This window comes from Neolewinella maritima (assembly GCF_923081025.1).
Classification (GTDB): domain Bacteria; phylum Bacteroidota; class Bacteroidia; order Chitinophagales; family Saprospiraceae; genus Neolewinella; species Neolewinella maritima.
Genome location: NZ_CAKLPZ010000002.1, coordinates 568,043 through 583,149, shown reverse-complemented (window position 1 = coordinate 583,149; position 15,107 = coordinate 568,043). Strand labels below are relative to the sequence as shown.

Annotated in this window: 11 protein-coding genes, 1 other RNA gene and 1 riboswitch; of the genes, 3 read left to right on the top strand and 9 right to left on the bottom strand. The window is 63.2% G+C overall.

Features of this window, described 5'->3' with window-relative positions:
- Nucleotides 1-16 precede the first annotated feature (16 nt).
- The 3 genes from MJQ68_RS10815 to rnpB all read right to left on the bottom strand — a co-directional run bounded on the left by MJQ68_RS10815 (nt 17) and on the right by rnpB (nt 4,116).
- Nucleotides 17-1,891: a T9SS type A sorting domain-containing protein gene (locus MJQ68_RS10815; protein WP_238751122.1), complete on the bottom strand. Its 1,875-nt coding sequence runs from the start codon at nt 1,889-1,891 to the stop codon at nt 17-19.
- A 132-nt stretch (nt 1,892-2,023) separates the two neighbouring features.
- Complete coding sequence (locus MJQ68_RS10810) at nt 2,024-3,595, bottom strand: sulfatase (RefSeq protein ID WP_406612905.1); 1,572 nt, start codon at nt 3,593-3,595, stop codon at nt 2,024-2,026.
- Between the two features lie 104 nt (nt 3,596-3,699).
- An RNA gene (rnpB, locus tag MJQ68_RS10805) (RNase P RNA component class A) lies at nt 3,700-4,116 on the bottom strand.
- 43 nt (nt 4,117-4,159) lie between these two features.
- On the opposite strand from rnpB, the gene crtD reads away from it, so the two are divergent.
- Nucleotides 4,160-5,725: a 1-hydroxycarotenoid 3,4-desaturase CrtD gene (gene crtD / locus MJQ68_RS10800; protein ID WP_238751120.1), complete on the top strand. Its 1,566-nt coding sequence runs from the start codon at nt 4,160-4,162 to the stop codon at nt 5,723-5,725.
- A gap of 24 nt (nt 5,726-5,749) precedes the next feature.
- Nucleotides 5,750-6,463: an OmpA family protein gene (locus MJQ68_RS10795; protein ID WP_238751119.1), complete on the top strand. Its 714-nt coding sequence runs from the start codon at nt 5,750-5,752 to the stop codon at nt 6,461-6,463.
- A gap of 51 nt (nt 6,464-6,514) precedes the next feature.
- On the opposite strand, the gene gatA is transcribed toward MJQ68_RS10795, so the two are convergent.
- Both gatA and MJQ68_RS10785 read right to left on the bottom strand, forming a co-directional pair.
- A complete protein-coding gene (gene gatA, locus MJQ68_RS10790; RefSeq protein WP_238751118.1) occupies nt 6,515-7,933 on the bottom strand; it encodes an Asp-tRNA(Asn)/Glu-tRNA(Gln) amidotransferase subunit GatA in 1,419 nt (472 codons plus the stop codon).
- Between the two features lie 82 nt (nt 7,934-8,015).
- On the bottom strand, nt 8,016-9,356 hold the full coding sequence (locus tag MJQ68_RS10785; protein WP_238751117.1) for an MATE family efflux transporter: 1,341 nt from the start codon (nt 9,354-9,356) through the stop codon (nt 8,016-8,018).
- A gap of 103 nt (nt 9,357-9,459) precedes the next feature.
- On the opposite strand from MJQ68_RS10785, the gene MJQ68_RS10780 reads away from it, so the two are divergent.
- Nucleotides 9,460-10,047, top strand: a complete 588-nt coding sequence (locus MJQ68_RS10780) for a hypothetical protein (protein ID WP_238751116.1) — start codon at nt 9,460-9,462, stop codon at nt 10,045-10,047.
- Nucleotides 10,048-10,049: 2 nt separating this feature from the next.
- On the opposite strand, the gene MJQ68_RS10775 is transcribed toward MJQ68_RS10780, so the two are convergent.
- The 4 genes from MJQ68_RS10775 to MJQ68_RS10760 are packed head-to-tail and all read right to left on the bottom strand — an operon-like array spanning nt 10,050 to nt 14,517.
- Nucleotides 10,050-11,150: a homoserine O-acetyltransferase family protein gene (locus tag MJQ68_RS10775; protein WP_238751115.1), complete on the bottom strand. Its 1,101-nt coding sequence runs from the start codon at nt 11,148-11,150 to the stop codon at nt 10,050-10,052.
- Nucleotides 11,147-11,635, bottom strand: coding sequence for a DinB family protein (locus tag MJQ68_RS10770; protein WP_238751114.1), 489 nt, complete (start codon nt 11,633-11,635; stop codon nt 11,147-11,149). The genes MJQ68_RS10775 and MJQ68_RS10770 overlap by 4 nt, the downstream gene beginning before the upstream one ends.
- Before the next feature lie 5 nt (nt 11,636-11,640).
- Complete coding sequence (locus MJQ68_RS10765; RefSeq protein ID WP_238751113.1) at nt 11,641-12,948, bottom strand: O-acetylhomoserine aminocarboxypropyltransferase/cysteine synthase family protein; 1,308 nt, start codon at nt 12,946-12,948, stop codon at nt 11,641-11,643.
- A 54-nt stretch (nt 12,949-13,002) separates the two neighbouring features.
- A complete protein-coding gene (locus MJQ68_RS10760) occupies nt 13,003-14,517 on the bottom strand; it encodes a pyridoxal phosphate-dependent decarboxylase family protein (RefSeq protein ID WP_238751112.1) in 1,515 nt (504 codons plus the stop codon).
- 8 nt (nt 14,518-14,525) lie between these two features.
- A riboswitch (SAM riboswitch) is annotated at nt 14,526-14,651 on the bottom strand.
- Between the last annotated feature and the right edge of the window lie 456 nt (nt 14,652-15,107).

Genomic DNA, 15,107 nt, shown 5'->3' with positions numbered 1-15,107 from the left:
AAGGTCAGCGATCCGCTTAGTTCTTGCGCAGCTTTACTACGAACTGTCCGTCGCGGGTGCTGGCGATCGCTACGTAGAGTCCGGCACGCAGCTGACCCATGGGTAGCGCGAAACGATCCGAGCCTACCGTGTAGTTCGCTACGGTGCGACCAGCGGCGTCATACAGCAGGATACGGTCCATCACCTGCGGAGCAGTCACTACGACCACGTCATCTACCGGGTTGGGGTAGGCGGTCAGTACACCGGCCACGGGCTGGCGGGTGCCCGTAGTGGACTCCTTATAGAAGAAGATGTTGTCGAGGTAGATCGAACCCGCACCCGTAGGCAGGGCGGAGATGATGATCTGGTTGATGTCCGTAAGATTCATCCCCACGAAATCGGTCAGGGGAATATCCAGGCTCGTCCAGGCATTCTGGGTGACCTGGAAGGGGATCTCGAACTCAGTATCCGTACCGTTATCGAAGCCATCCATGCCAAAGTCGACGAGCTTGATACGGAAGGTATCCAGGTCTGACGACCAGTAGTCGACGTGCAGCGTGGTGTAGCCCGTCAGGTCCAGGGCATTGTCTCCGACCGTTTCGATACCGGCGAAGTCCAGATTGCTGTACAGCTTTACACTGTCTTCCTCTACCAGTACCTCGGAATAGCCAGACTGGCTGTACCCAGCCCGCCAGGTATCGACGGGTACGTCGTCGTAGGCACCGCTGAAGAGCGACAGTACACTGTCGGCGCTGATCATAGGCATAGGGGCTGCGACGAGGGGGGCAGCTTCACCGCCTGGGTCAGTACCACCGCTCTGGCCGAACATGACGTCATCCCAGTAGTACGTGGCCGCTTCCGCCGGTACGGTACCGAAATCGAAGAAGATCGACAGCTTGTTGTAGCTGAAATTCAGGTTCAGGACGGCCGTTCCGGGGGCCTCGTCGGCAAAGTCGAATGTCAGGGTATCCCACTGCATCGCTACGGTCGTAGACGTCAGGGTCTCTACGCTTCTGGTCGCATCGGCGCTGTCTTCTACCTTTAGCAGCACGGGGGTGCCTACGGTGGGCGACCATACGCGTACCATCATGGTGGTGGCGGTAGTGGTAAAGGGAATGGCCGTGGCAAAACCGGGATCATTGGGGCTTCCACCCATATCCAGGGTCACGGTCGTACCCGCGAAGGTCTCCGCACCGGCGGTCTTGATGGTCTCTGCGACCATATTGTCTTCGTCCGTCGGATCGGTGATGATCTGTGAGGCTGCTCCGCCGAAGTCGACCAGATTGTAGGTCACGTCTTCGTCCTCGAAGGTGACGGGCAGGTCGAGGTCAGTGGTACCGGTCGTCTCGCCACCACTGTAGAAGTAGATGTTATCGAGGTACACCGTGCTGGTAGCGGTCGGCAGACTGGAGATGATCAGCTGGCTGATATCGGTCGTATTGAGACCGGCAAACTGGCTGATGGGGTAGTCGAGACTGACCCACTCGCCCTGGGCCGGGGTACGGGTTACGGCCGCTTCGGTATCGTTACCACCGGGTGCATTGTAGCCGTCTCCGCCGAAGTCGACAAGTTTAACCGAAAAGGAGGTGCTGTTAGATGACCAGAAGTCGATGTGCAGGTGGGTGATCTCGGCCTCCATCAGGTCGATAGCATTCTCGTCCTTCATCTCGATGGCGGCAAAGTCCAGGTCTGCGTAACTGAGCACGGCATTTTCCGCGATGGTCACCTCGGTAAAGGTGGTCTTGCCAAATTCGGCAGACAGCGTATTCAGCGTAATGTCATCGTAGCTGTCGCTAAAAATGGAAATAACGTCTTCCGCAGGCCGGGTAGGCGTGGGAGGTGCATCGGTGGGCGCCTGCGCGTGCAGCAGTCCAGTCGCCAGTAAAGCAAATAGGGAGTAGAAAATCTTCATATGATCAACTAAATTAATTAGGTGCGCTGCCGATACGTAAGCTGATTGCTCTACGGACCACGCTAGTCTGAATAGGAGGCTAAGGTACGTGCAGATGTTTCGGCACCACCCCCGCACCCGCGGCCGCGGCCCCTACCTACTCCCCCACCAGTCCGCGTTAGGCTGCCAGTCCTCCCGCAGCATGTCCATCCGTTCCGCTTCCAGGCGGGCGAGTAAGGTGTCGCGATAGAAGCGCTGCCGACCGGCCGCTGCCGCTGCATCGTACCGCACGTCAGCATACGGAACCTGCGCCTTACGCTGCAGCAGGAAGCTGAGCAGCTCGGCCTGGAGACTTATTACTGCCTCGGGATGGTCCGCTGCCACATCCTGCTGCTCCCCCGGATCGCGCCCCAGGTGGTACAGCTCATCGTGGTCATCCTCCCAGTAGTGAATGAGCTTCCAGTGGCCGTAGCGGATCACGGAACTGGGATCGCCGCCCTGATTGCCGTAGTGTGGGTAGTGCCAGTAGAGGTAGCGGTAGGGCCAGTCCTCCCCCTCGATCAGGGGGGTCAGGTCCCTGCCCTCGATCTCCTGCTCGGGCGTGACCGGACTACCGGTGAGCGCCAGGAGCGTAGGGTACAGATCGGCACCCGTGACCGGGGCTTCCACATCCCGGGCGGTGTAGCGGTCGCCCACCCGCAGGAAGAAGGGCTCGCGCGTGCCCCCCTCCCACTGGTAGCCCTTGCCACCGCGCAGGGGCAGGTTGCTGGTGGCGTAGTCGTCCCCACTCGCTACGCCGCCATTGTCGGAGGTGAATACGACGATGGTCTGCTCCGCGATCCCGAGGCTATCCAGCGCATCAAGCACCAGGCCAACGGCTTCATCCATCTGCGTGACCAGGCCGGCGTAGGTGGGATCGTCCTGCTGGGTGCGGATCGGGAAGCGCCGCTCCAGTGCAAAACCCCGATCGGCTACGCCACCGGCTACGAGCTTGTCGCGGTAGTGCCGCCAGCGCGCCTCGGTGGTCTGCACCGGACCGTGCACCGCGTAGAAGCTCAGCATGGCAAAGAAGGGGGTATCGCGCCGGGCTACGATGAAGTCCTTCGTCTCGTCGGCCAGTCGCATGGAGAGGTTCTCCCCTGGCCGCCGGTCGGGCAGTTCGGGATTCTCGTAGGGATCGAAGTAGCCGCCGGCCGGCCAGCCCCTGCTGTTGCCCCCCACATTAACCTCGAAACCGTGATCGGTCGGCATACTGCCCTCGCTGCCCAGGTGCCACTTGCCAGCAAAAAAGGTACGGTAGCCCGACTCCCGAAAAGCCTCCGCCAGCGAGGTAGCCTCGTGGGGCAGCTCCCAGACGTAGCCCGCGGACAGGTGGGTGGTGTGGCGACCGGATTTGCGCCAGTCTTCCTGTTGTCGTGCCCCGATCCAGTCCGTGATCCCGTGCGTAGCCGTGTACTGCCCCAGCAGCAGCGTGGCCCGTGACGGACTGCACACCCGGCTCCCCGCATATCCCTGCTGAAACCGGATACTACCGGCCGCCAGTCGGTCCAGATTAGGTGTCTCGTAAACCGTAGAGCCCGTAGCCCCCAGATCGTGGTAGCCGAGGTCGTCCGCTAGGATAAATACCACATTCATCGGCTCCCCGGACTGCTTTGGTGCCTCCTCCTCCGCCGGTGCCCCACACCCCAAAACGAGCGCACAGACACTCCAGCAAACCATCCGCATACCTGGTCCCATTCCTCCAAGCTACGCACTGCTCCTTATTCCGTGCCCCACATCCGTGTCCTCCGTGCTTAAAAAAGGCCCCGCCCTCCGAAGAGAACGGGACCTCCGCAGCGCGTTCCGGTAAGCCGGGTTCTGTCGGCCCTCCGCAGAGGACGCTCCACCATTTATCTAGGCCCGGGATTACTCCCGGGCTCGAGCTACCTACCCGCGTTCCTGGACTGCGACCGGGCCGGCCGTCTCCACGAGCCGAAGCTGCGGAGGGAACGCTGTTTGGTATTTCAACCCACGGGGTTTACCTCCACCGCGTATTACTACCCGACGGCGTGGGCTCTTACCCCACGTTTTCACCCTTACCCCGTCCGACCGGGTCGGGCGGGGCGGTACACTTTCTGTGGCACTATTCCGTACCCTTCCGAAGAAGGGCCCCGGCCGTTAGCCGGCGTGGTGCCCTGCGTTGCCCGGACTTTCCTCTTGCCCACCCCGATAGCTATCGGGGAGCAAGCGGTGGAGTGGACGCACTGCAAGAAGGATAAACCCTTTGGCGGCCCCAGGGTTTCCCCCCACATGAAGACTGCCGTCATCGGAGCGGGTATTGCGGGACTGGCCGCCGCCGTTCGCCTAGCCGTGGCGGGCCACACCGTAGATGTCTACGAGACCAACGCCGGCCCCGGCGGCAAGCTCAACCAGTTCTCCCTGCCTGGGGGCTACCGCTTCGACTTCGGCCCCTCGCTATTCACCATGCCGCAGTACGTAGACGAGCTCTTCACGCTGGCCGGCGAGGATCCCCGCGATCACTTCAACTATACCCGGCTGCCGGAAGTCTGCCGCTACTGGTGGCCGGACGGCACCCGCTTCACCGCCCCGGCCAGCACCGAAGACCTCGTCCGGCAGGTCGCCCAGACCTTCGACGTACCCGAGCAGGCCATGCGCGACTTCATGGACACGGCCGCCCGCAAGTACACCCTTACCGGCCGCACCTTCCTTGAAAAGAGCCTCCACAAGGTCAGCACCTGGCTAGATCCCCAGGTCGCCTACGCCATGCTCAAGATTCCGGGGCTGGACCTGTTCCGTAGCATGCACGACGTCCACGAGGCCGCCCTCGGGGATCCCCGCCTGGTCCAGCTCTTCGACCGCTTCGCTACCTACAATGGCAGCAATCCGTACAAGGCCCCCGGCCTGCTGAGCATGATCCCTCACTTCGAGCACCACTTCGGTGCCTACCTGCCGGCGGGGGGTATGTATGACATCGCCCGGAGCGTCCATGCCCTGGGCGAGCGGCTCGGCGTACGCTACCACTTCGGTACGCGGGTGGAGCAGATCTTACTCCCTTCTCCTATGGAGAGGGGCCGGGGGAGAGGGCAGGCAGGGTCACGGGTACAGGGTATTCAGGTAAACGGCGAGGAAGTAGCCTACGATACCGTAGTCTGTAATATGGACGTCTGGCTAGCCTACGACCGCCTGCTCTCCGGGGCCAAGCGCCCCGCCATCACCCTGAAGCAGCAGAAGAGTAGCAGTGCCGTCATCTTCTACTGGGGCATCGACCGCAGCTTCCCGGAGCTGGGTCTGCACAACATCTTCTTCAGCAAAGACTACGCCCGGGAGTTCGCCAGCCTGGAGGGCGGCACCCTCAGTGACGATGTGACCGTCTACGTCAACATTAGCAGCAAGTACGTACCCGAAGACGCACCGGCCGGTCACGAGAACTGGTTCGTGATGGTCAACGCGCCGGCCCATACCGGGCATGATTGGGATACGCTGGTCGCCGCGCTGCGCCAGCAGATTATCGCGATGCTGTCCGCGCAACTTGCTCCCTCCGCGGATACGCCTGACTGGCTAGCCCGGCACATCACGGCCGAGCGCATTGTCACCCCGCCCGACATCGAGTCACTCACCGGCAGCCACCAGGGCGCGCTCTACGGCAGCAGCAGCAACGGTCGCATGGCTGCCTTCCTGCGTCACCCCAACTTCAGCCGCCGGATCGACGGGCTGTACTTCCTCGGCGGTAGCGTGCACCCCGGCGGCGGCCTTCCCCTCTGCCTGCTCTCTGCACGTATCGTAGCCGACCTAGTGGCGGATGCCAACAAATCGGCGACCAAACATGCACCTGTCGGAACGGGTTCTAGGAGGTAGGAAAACCCCCTAACCAAAGCAAGTATGAAAATTATAAGCAAATCCATTTCCTTCCTTCTCGTCGCGTTGATGCTCGTCTTCGCGGTAGGCTGTAACACGAGCCGGGCCGTCAAGGGCGGCGCTGTAGGCGGAGCAGCCGGCGGCGTGATCGGAGGCGTCATCGGCAAGAACAACGGCAGCGGCACCAAGGGCGCCATCATCGGCTCGGTCGTGGGCGGGGCCGCAGGTGCCGTGATCGGCAAGTACATGGACAAGCAGGCCGAGGAGATCGAAGAAGAGATCCCCGGTGCCCAGGTCGATCGCGTAGTCGGCGTAGATGAGAACGGTGACTCCACCACCACTGGTATCGTCGTGACCTTCGACAGCGGCGTGCTCTTCGGCTTCGGCAAGTATGCCCTGACCGACGCCAGCCGCATCGAGCTACAGCGTATGGCCAAGGTATTCACCAAGTACCCCGAAACCACCGTGACCATCGACGGCCACACCGATAGTGTAGGTGGTGAGGCCAGCAACCAACGCCTGAGCGAGCAGCGCGCTGCCAGCGTAGCCGACTACCTGGCCGAGCTCGGCGTAGACCGCACCCGCTTCGTGGTCACCGGCCACGGGGAGACCCGGCCCGTCGCCACCAATGATACCGACGCCGGCCGTGAAGCCAACCGCCGCGTAGAGGTGAGCATCGAAGCCAATGAAGAACTGACCCAGAAGGCCCAGGACGGCACCCTGACCGTACCGGAATAAGCCTTGTATCAACGACGTATTGTACTTAGCGGCGTGCCTTCGGGCGCGCCGCTATTTTTTTGTCTGCCGGGCAAAGGCCAGCAGCGCCTCCTCCTGCCACAGATCGGCCATGAGCTGGTAGCCGACGGGGAGGTGGCTGTCCGCTGCCGGCTCCGTAGGCACGGCGATGGCGGGCAGTCCGGCCAGATTGGCCAGTACTGTATACACATCGGCCAGGTAGTTGGCGACCGGATCGTCGAGCTGCTCGCCGACGTGCCAGGGCAGGTGCGGCGAGACCGGCATCAGGATAAAGTCGTGCGCCGCCAGGATGCCCCGCAGCTGCTCCTGGATCACCCGCCGCACCCGCTGCGCCTTGCCGTAGAAGGCATCGTAGTAGCCACTGCTGAGCACGAAAGTCCCCAGCAGGATCCGGCGTTGCACCTCGGTCCCGAACCCTTCCGAGCGGCTCATACGGTAGGTTTCTTCCAGCGTATCCGCCTCCGGACTACGGTAGCCGTAGCGCATCCCGTCGAAGCGGCTCAGGTTAGAGCTGGCCTCGGCCGTCGTGAGCACGTAGTAAGTAGGTACGACGTAGTCGAAGTAATCAAAGGTCACCGCGTGGGTCGTGTGCCCCTGCTCCCGGAGTGCCTGAAGTGCCCCGGCCGTAGCCACACGGATGGCGGGATCTAGCGCGTCACTCTCCAGCAGGTCGGCGAAGTAGGCGATCCGCTTCGGTCCCTCGCTGCTAGCCTGACTATAGAGCGGGATCGGCTTGTTGGGGGCGGTGGCGTCGAAGTTGTCCGCTCCGGCGATGAGCTCCAGGCCGAGGGCGATATCGGCGGGGTCACGGGCCAGCAGGCCGATCTGATCGAAGCTGCTGCCGTAGGCGATCAGGCCGTGGCGACTGATGCGCCCGTAGGTGGGCTTGAAACCGTACACGCCGCAGAAGGAGGCCGGCTGCCGCACCGAGCCACCCGTGCTGGAGCCGACGGCCAGCAGACAGGTACCGGCCTGCACGGAAACGGCCGCTCCCCCACTGCTCCCCCCGGGTACCCGGGCCGGATCGGCGGCATTGCGCGTAGGGCCGTAGTGACTGTTCTCATTGCCGCTGCCCATGGCGAACTCGTCGCAATTCGTGCGGCCGATCACGATGGCATCCTCGTCGAGCAGCCGCTGGAGGGCCGTAGCGGTGTAGGGCGAGACGAAGTGTTCCAGCATCGCCGAGCCCGCACTCACGCCGTGACCCGCATAGCAGATGACGTCCTTAATGCTGATCACCACCCCGGCCAGTTTGCCCAGCTTCGCACCTGCGCTGCGCCGCCCGTCTTGTTCTTTGGCCTGATCCAGTGCCTCGTCGGCGAATACCTCCACGTAGATATTGAGGTAGCGCTGGTCGCCGATGCTGGCCAGGTACCGCTCGACGATCTGTACGGTAGTAGTATCTCCGGCGGTGAGGGCAGCCTGCGTAGCGGCAATGGAGGAGTACGGCATGGGACGCAAGGTACTGTAGTACTGTAGTTCGGTAGTTCTATGGTTCTGTATTGGGTGACTACAGCACTACAAGACTACAGAACTACCCCACTAACCCCCGTCGCCACCAGATCCACTGCATGCCCGCCCGGAGGACCATGAAGAACAGCAGGCTGCCCCACAGGCCCCAGTTGCCGTAGTGCTGCCCCAGCAGGTAGTAGCTCAGCAGGTAGCCGGCGAAGGCGTAGAGCATGGTCTGCCGCATGGCGCGCGCCGCGGTCAGGCCCACGAAGATGCCGTCGAAGAGGTAGCAGGGCGTGGCCAGCAGGCAGAAGAGGACGAGCACCGGCAGGTAGTGCAGTGCAACGGCCAGGGTATCGGCCGCGCTCCCCTCGGGGGCGAATAGGGCCAGGAGGTAGCGGTCGCCGATCCAGTAGACCAGCGCGTACACTACGGCCAGACCCATGCCCCAGGCAAAGAGCAGGCGAATTACCCGCTGGAGTTGATCCCGCTTGCCGGCGCCTGCGTACTTGCCCACCAGGCTCTCGGCGGCAAAGGCGAAGCCATCTACGCCGTAGCTAAGCCAGTTGACGAGCTGCAGGAGGATCACGTTGGCCGCTACGGTGGACGTGCCTACGTCCAGGGCATTGGCGCGGTTGTAGAAGAAGGCGAAGCTCAGTGTAAGGCAGACCGTGCGGATGAAGATGTCGCGGTTGATGCGGAAAAAGGCCAGCAGGCTCACTGCCGTGTCTGCTTCCTGTCCCCGCAGGACCGACTGTACGCTGCGCCAGGACAGCGGCCATTGCGCGCTGCGGTAGCGGCCGTAGACCAGCAGGCTTAGTCCCAGCAGCAGACCCAGGTACTGGGCGGCCACCGTGCCCCAGGCCACCCCGGCGATGCCCCAGCCGAGGTAGGCCACCAGGTAATAGCTCAGGACCAGGTTGGCGGCGTTGACGACCAGGGTGAGTAGTAGGGGCCAGACCGCGTTCTGCCGCCCGAAGAACCAGCCCAGCAGCACCATCTGCAGCAGCGCGGCCGGTGCGGCGAGGATGCGGATGAAGAAGTAGTCCTCCACCAGGGCGAGCTGGTCGGTGCGGATGTTGAGCAGCCACTCGGTGAAGCGTACCAGGGGGGTCTGCAGCAGGACCAGCACCAGGCCGATCGCCAGAGCCAGCAGGGCACCGCGCAGGAGGGTCTGTACCTGTCCCTGGCCGTCCTGTCGCCCGAAGGCCTGGGCGGTGAGGCCGGTCGTACCCATACGCAGGAAGCCGAAGTTCCAGTACACGAAGTTGAAGGCCATGCTGCCCAGACCGACGGCGGCGATGTGGGTACCGCCCAGTCCGCCCATCAGCGCCGTATCGAAGCTGGAGATCAGCGGCACGGAGACGTTGCTCAGAATATTGGGCAGGGCCAGGCGGAGGATTTCCCTATTGGGGTGAGACACGCCGCAAGATCGCTCCCACCACCCACTTTAGCACAACCTTAAGCAACCGGACCTTTCCCAGCCGCGTCTTATCCCCGAACTTGCCGGTCAAATCCCTGCTGCCATGAAACCCACTACCCTACTCCTTCTTTTGCTGAGCTGCGCGATCTTTTGGAGTGGCTGCGGCGAAGACGACGAGGATGGTCCCACGGCGACCATCGAGCTCAACTACGACGGACCCAACTTCACCGCCCCCCAGCTCCCCCCCGGTACGAATGTATTCGCGGCTTACTTCCCGCCCGCCCAGACCGAGCCCTTCCGCGGCCGCACGCTGGAGCGGGTCCGCTTCTACCTTACCCGTATCCCCCAGGCGACCAGCATCGTCGTATACGGGGAGGGGCCCGATGACCGCACCCCCGGGGCCGAGCTGTACCGCCGCGACATCACCGGCCGCGTCACCACCACCGAGTGGAACGAAGACCGCCTGCTGCCCGGAATAGAGATCACCGGCGACGGACTCTGGCTAGCCGTAGAGGTCACCCTGGCCCAGGGCGAGCCCCAGAGCGTCGGCTGCGACGCGGGTCGTACCTACAGTCCCAATGGCGATCGCCTACTGCTGTCTACCAATCCGGACTGGACCAGCTTCGGCACCATCAACCCCGGTGAGACCGTCAACTGGAACATCCGCGGCGTCATCGGTGGAACGCCCTAGCCTTATACTTCCTCGGAGCCGGGCACGGCAAACTTGCGGCCGGTCAGTCCGTCCGTAAAGGCCCGCTTGGTGGTGGCATCGATGCGGAGCTGATCGTTCAGGAAGTCGGCCAGAAACTCACCGATCTTGACCGACTCGGTCAGGAAACCATCGTGGCCGTAATCGCTGTGCATCACTTCGAGCCGGCTGTTCGGGATGTAGCGGCTCAGGATGCCCTGCTCCTCGATCGGGAACAGCAGGTCGGTGTCGATACTGATGACCAGTGTGGGGGCCGTCACTGCACTCAGTGCACGGGCTACGCCCCCGCGTCCGCGCCCTACGTTGTGGGTATCCATGCCGCGGGAGAGGCCGTAGTAGCAGACCGGATCGAAGCGTTTCCACAGCTTATATCCCTGGTAGCGCTGATAGCTACTGGCCCGGAAGTCGTCGTAGGTGGCGTCGTCCGGCTCAGACTGCGTACCCGCATACGTACGGTAGTGCCGGTAACTGAGGATGGCAATAGCACGAGCTGCTTCCAAGCCGGCCTTGCCCGCATCCGGCGCATCGGTGCCGAGGGTGGGGTCGGCGCGCAGGGCCATGCGCTGACTTTCATTGAAGGCCACGCCCCAGGGGGAGTGGCGGGCGTTGGTGGCCAGTACGCAGAGTAGGTCGAAGCGTTCGGGCTCGGCGCAGGCCCACTCCAGGCTGTGCTGTCCGCCCATACTCCCACCCATCAGCAGTCGGATGCCGCGCACCCCCAGGTGGTCGGCGACCAGGGAAAAGAAGCGGGCATTGTCCTTGGTGGTGATGAGGGGGAAGTCGAGCCCGTAGGTCCGGCCGGTCTCTGGATTGTGGCTCAGCGGACTCGTACTGCCGTAGCTACTGCCCAGCATATTCACGCACACGATGAAGAAGCGGCCGGGATCGATGGTGCAGCCCGGCCCCACCAGTCCCGGCCACCAGTCCTGGCAGTCGCTGTTGGCGGTGAGGGCGTGGCAGATCCAGATCACGTTGTCGCGCGCGGCATTGAGCCGACCGTAGGTGTGGTAGGCGGCGGTGAGGCGGGGTAGCGTGGTACCGGATTCCAGTCGGAAGGGCCGGTCGATGTAGAGGTAGTTGGTCAAGGGGTTGCGGCGGCACGCTGGCCGTTGAGGAGGGCGGCGATCAGGTTGATCTGGCCCAGGTGGTATACGTCGTGTAGCACGCCCCCTTCCAGGAGCTGTACGTTGGTGTAGGGGTGGTCGGGGTGGAGCTTATCGTGCAGCTTAGTCGTGTCGAAGGCGGCCAGCCCCTCCTGCAGCAGCTGCTTGGTTTCGGCGAACTCCCTGAGAAAATCGACTTTGGTCCTTCCGGTAGCGTCGGGCCAGTCCTGCGGACTGTTCAGCTCGATCCGCTCGCGGGGTAGCTTGTGCAGTCGCCGGATCAGGTCGTGCCGCCAGGCCAGCATATGACCCAGGAGCTGGGTGATGCTGCGGTGGCCGACCCGCGCGTGCAGGTCGGCCTCGGGGATCGCAGCCAGACTTTCTTCCACGCCGGTCCCGTACCAGGGCCTGTCGCCGTGGAGGGTGTCGTAGAGCGTGCGGAAGTAGTCGGTGGAGGGGATGTCCATCGTTTCTACGCAGCTACCGGCTCGCCCACCAGGGCCAGGGCCTGCTCGAGGTCGGCCTTGATGTCGTCGATGTGTTCCAGACCGACGCTCACGCGCAGGGCGTTGGGCTCTACGCCGGCGGCCCGCTGCTCGTGCTCGTTGAGCTGCTGGTGGGTGGTGGCGGCGGGCTGGATGATGAGCGTCTTGGCGTCGCCTACGTTGGCCAGGTGACTGATGAGCTTGAGGCTGTCGACGACCCTGGTGGCCGCTTCCTTACCGCCGCGTACGTTGAAGTTGAGCACCGCGCCGAAAGCGCCCTTGCGCAGGTACTTCTTGGCGTTGGCGTGGCCGGGGTGGTCCTCCAGTCCGGCGTAGCTCACGCTCTCCACCTTGTCGTGCTGGTCGAGCCACTTGGCCAGGGCCAGGGCGTTTTCGCAGTGACGGTCTACGCGCAGACTCAGCGTCTCCAGGCCGATCATGAACATCCAGGCATTGAAGGGGCTGGCGGCGGGGCCGAAGTCCCGCAGTCCCTCCACCCGCGCGCGGATCGCGAAGGCGATGTTGCCGAAGGGGCCGTCCTTACCGAATACGTCATTGAACACCATGCCGTGGTAGCCCGGACTGGGATCGGTAAACTGCGGGTACTTGCCGTTGCCGAAGTCGAAGGTGCCCGAGTCGACGATCACGCCGCCGATGCTGGTGCCGTGTCCGCCGATCCACTTCGTGGCCGACTCGACGACGATGTGCGCGCCGTGCTCGATGGGCCGGCAGAGGTAGCCGCCGGTGCCGAAGGTGTTGTCGACCACCAGGGGCAGGTCGTACTCACTGCAGATGGCGCTCAGGCCCTCGAAGTCGGCCACCAGGAAGCTCGGGTTGGGCAGTGTCTCGGTGTAGATGGCCTTGGTCTTCTCGTCGATCAGCTTGGCGAAATCGGCCGGGTCGGTACTCTCCGCAAAGCGCACCTCGATGCCGATGCGCTTAAAGGCGACCTTGAACTGGTTGTAGGTACCCCCGTAGAGGTAGGGGCTGCTGACGATATTATCACCGGCCGAGGCCAGGTTGTTGATGGCCAGGAACTGCGCGCTCTGTCCCGATGCGGTAGCTACGGCGGCGGCACCTCCCTCCAGGGCGGCGATGCGCTTTTCGAAGGCGTCCGTCGTGGGGTTCATGATGCGGGTATAGATATTCCCGAACTCCTGCAGGCCGAACAGCTTGGCGCCGTGCTCGCTGTCCTTGAAGGTGAAGCTGGTGGTCTGGTAGAGCGGCAGGGCGCGGCTGCGGCTTACCTCATCGACCTCCTGGCCGGCGTGTAATTGAAGTGTTTCGAAGTGCATAGTAGTATGTTGAATAAATGAAGATGAGATCGTGAGTAGTCGGCGGACTGCCCGCTAGGACGTGGGCGGGGCCGCAGGTGCGAAGGTTAGCTGGGCAAACGTCGCTCGTAATTCCAGGAAGAGATGGTGCGTGATGGACCGGCTAGCCTGCCAGTTGACGAAGGCCGCCCGCAGTCCGCGACGGCCAAACAGCGTGGTGGGGGTGAGGAAGTAGCGACCGTTGTTATTGAGCAATTGGGCGAAGCGATCGATCGTAGCCGGATCGTCCTTTCCACTCAGGGTGAAGGCCACTACGTTCAGGCGCACGGGGGCCAGCAGCTCGAACTCCTCGCTGGCGACAATCTTTTCCGCCAGCCCGAAGGCGGAGTCGACGCAGCGCTTGACGATATCGCGGTAGCCTGGTTTACCGTAGGCTCGGATGGTGAACCACACGGGCAGGGCGCGTAGTCGCCGGCTGTTTTCCGGGCCCAGGTTGAGGTAGTTGAAGTGGCCATGGGGACCGTCGAGGTAGGGAGCGTTGCCATTTTTAAATGCTTCGACCTGTAGCTTTTCGTGTTCCTTTTTGACGAACCAGGTGCCGCTATCGTAGGGCACGTTGAGCCACTTATGGTTGTCTACCGTGATGCTGTCGGCCTGGGTCCAGCCCTCCAGCAAATCCCTCCGCACCGGCGGCCCCGCCAAATTCGCAAACCCTCCGAAGGCCCCATCGATGTGGAGCCAGAACGGGTGCCGGTCGCGGAGCCGGAGAATGGCCTGGAAGTCGTCGAAGTCGGCCGTATTGACCGTACCGGCGCTGGCCACGACGATGAAGGGCCGGTCACCCAGCGAGGCGGCTTGTTTGGCCAGATCGCCTACGTCCATGGCCTCCCGCCCGGGCAGAGTAGCGACCTCGACGATACTGGCCCGGCCCATACCGAGCATCGCTAGCGCCTTGACCGCCGAGGAGTGCGGAGTGGCGGTGAGGACGGGGATACGCTGCGACATTCCGTCGCGCGCCACATCGATACCCAGGCGGCGGCCGGCCCACTGCCGGGCTACGCCCAGACAGGTGAAGTTAGACACCGTAGCTCCCGTGACGAAGCCCCCGTTGAAGCTGCGATCGAGCCCCAGTAGATCTTGCAGCAAGTGGATGGTCTTGTGTTCGATGCGTGCGGAGGCATCTCCGAACCAGCGGAGCCCCTGGGGATTTTGGTCGTATACGGAGGCTAGCCAGTCTCCCACCAGGGCGGCCGGCGTGACTCCGCCGGTCACATACCCCAGGTAGCGGGGGGTGGTGGACCCACAGATATAGTCATCGTAGCGGCGGATGAAGTGACGTAGCGTCTTGAGTGCGCCCTGTCCCTCCCCGAAATCGGTGTCGAAGGCCAGCTGCGTGCCACGGCCGATCAGGTTACCCGGGTACTGGTAGGCGGGTAGCACTTCTGCGTGCGGCTTGATGGTGCCGATGCGTCGATTGGGAGCAGTATCCAGAAAGTGGACGGACTCATCCAGGGCGGCTGCCAGGAGCGTGGCGAGGTCGGCGCGGTCAGCAAAGAGGGGGGAGGCCGGAGGGGCCGGGGAAGAGGGCATGGCGGTACATTTTATATGCTCCCCACGGCGAAATGCCAGCGGGGACAGGAATTGGCACCTTTTCCTCCGAGCCATCGGAGGAGTGGTTGCCAGGGATTCACAGAGCCTAGTCTCTCCACCCTTCGGTATAAAATCTTCCCCGCTCGCTTGCGGGGGATTGGGCGGCAAATATAGGGCAGCGGGCGGGGATGTGCAAGGGGGCTGTGCGGGCGAGTGCGAAGCTTGAGCAGCGGGGCGCCGCGAACCCGAGAAGAGGCCGCCGCCCACAACGGCTCGCACCTTGCAGGTGCGGTGTGGGCGGGTTACGAAAATCATCGTACGCCAGACCAGCAGGGGGCCGCGGCTGGAAGGCACGAGGCGGGGGGGAAATGAACGCCGCCCGCAACGGTTCGCACCTTCCAGGTGCGGTGTGGGCGGGTCACGAAGATTGATCATATGCCAGACCAGTAATGGACCGCGGCTGGAAGCCTCGAACCGGAGGGGAAATGAACGCCGCCCTCAACGGTTCGCATCTTCCAGGTGCGGTGTGGGCGGGTTACGAAGATTGATCATATGCTAGACTAGTAGTGGACCGCGGCTGGAAGCCACGA

Coding starts and splice junctions, on each gene's coding strand:
- MJQ68_RS10815 (WP_238751122.1), bottom strand. CDS start 1,891: ATGAAGATTTTCTACTCCCTATTTGCTTTACTGGCGACTGGACTGCTG.
- MJQ68_RS10810 (WP_406612905.1), bottom strand. CDS start 3,595: ATGCGGATGGTTTGCTGGAGTGTCTGTGCGCTCGTTTTGGGGTGTGGG.
- crtD (WP_238751120.1), top strand. CDS start 4,160: ATGAAGACTGCCGTCATCGGAGCGGGTATTGCGGGACTGGCCGCCGCC.
- MJQ68_RS10795 (WP_238751119.1), top strand. CDS start 5,750: ATGAAAATTATAAGCAAATCCATTTCCTTCCTTCTCGTCGCGTTGATG.
- gatA (WP_238751118.1), bottom strand. CDS start 7,933: ATGCCGTACTCCTCCATTGCCGCTACGCAGGCTGCCCTCACCGCCGGA.
- MJQ68_RS10780 (WP_238751116.1), top strand. CDS start 9,460: ATGAAACCCACTACCCTACTCCTTCTTTTGCTGAGCTGCGCGATCTTT.
- MJQ68_RS10770 (WP_238751114.1), bottom strand. CDS start 11,635: ATGGACATCCCCTCCACCGACTACTTCCGCACGCTCTACGACACCCTC.
- MJQ68_RS10765 (WP_238751113.1), bottom strand. CDS start 12,948: ATGCACTTCGAAACACTTCAATTACACGCCGGCCAGGAGGTCGATGAG.
- MJQ68_RS10760 (WP_238751112.1), bottom strand. CDS start 14,517: ATGCCCTCTTCCCCGGCCCCTCCGGCCTCCCCCCTCTTTGCTGACCGC.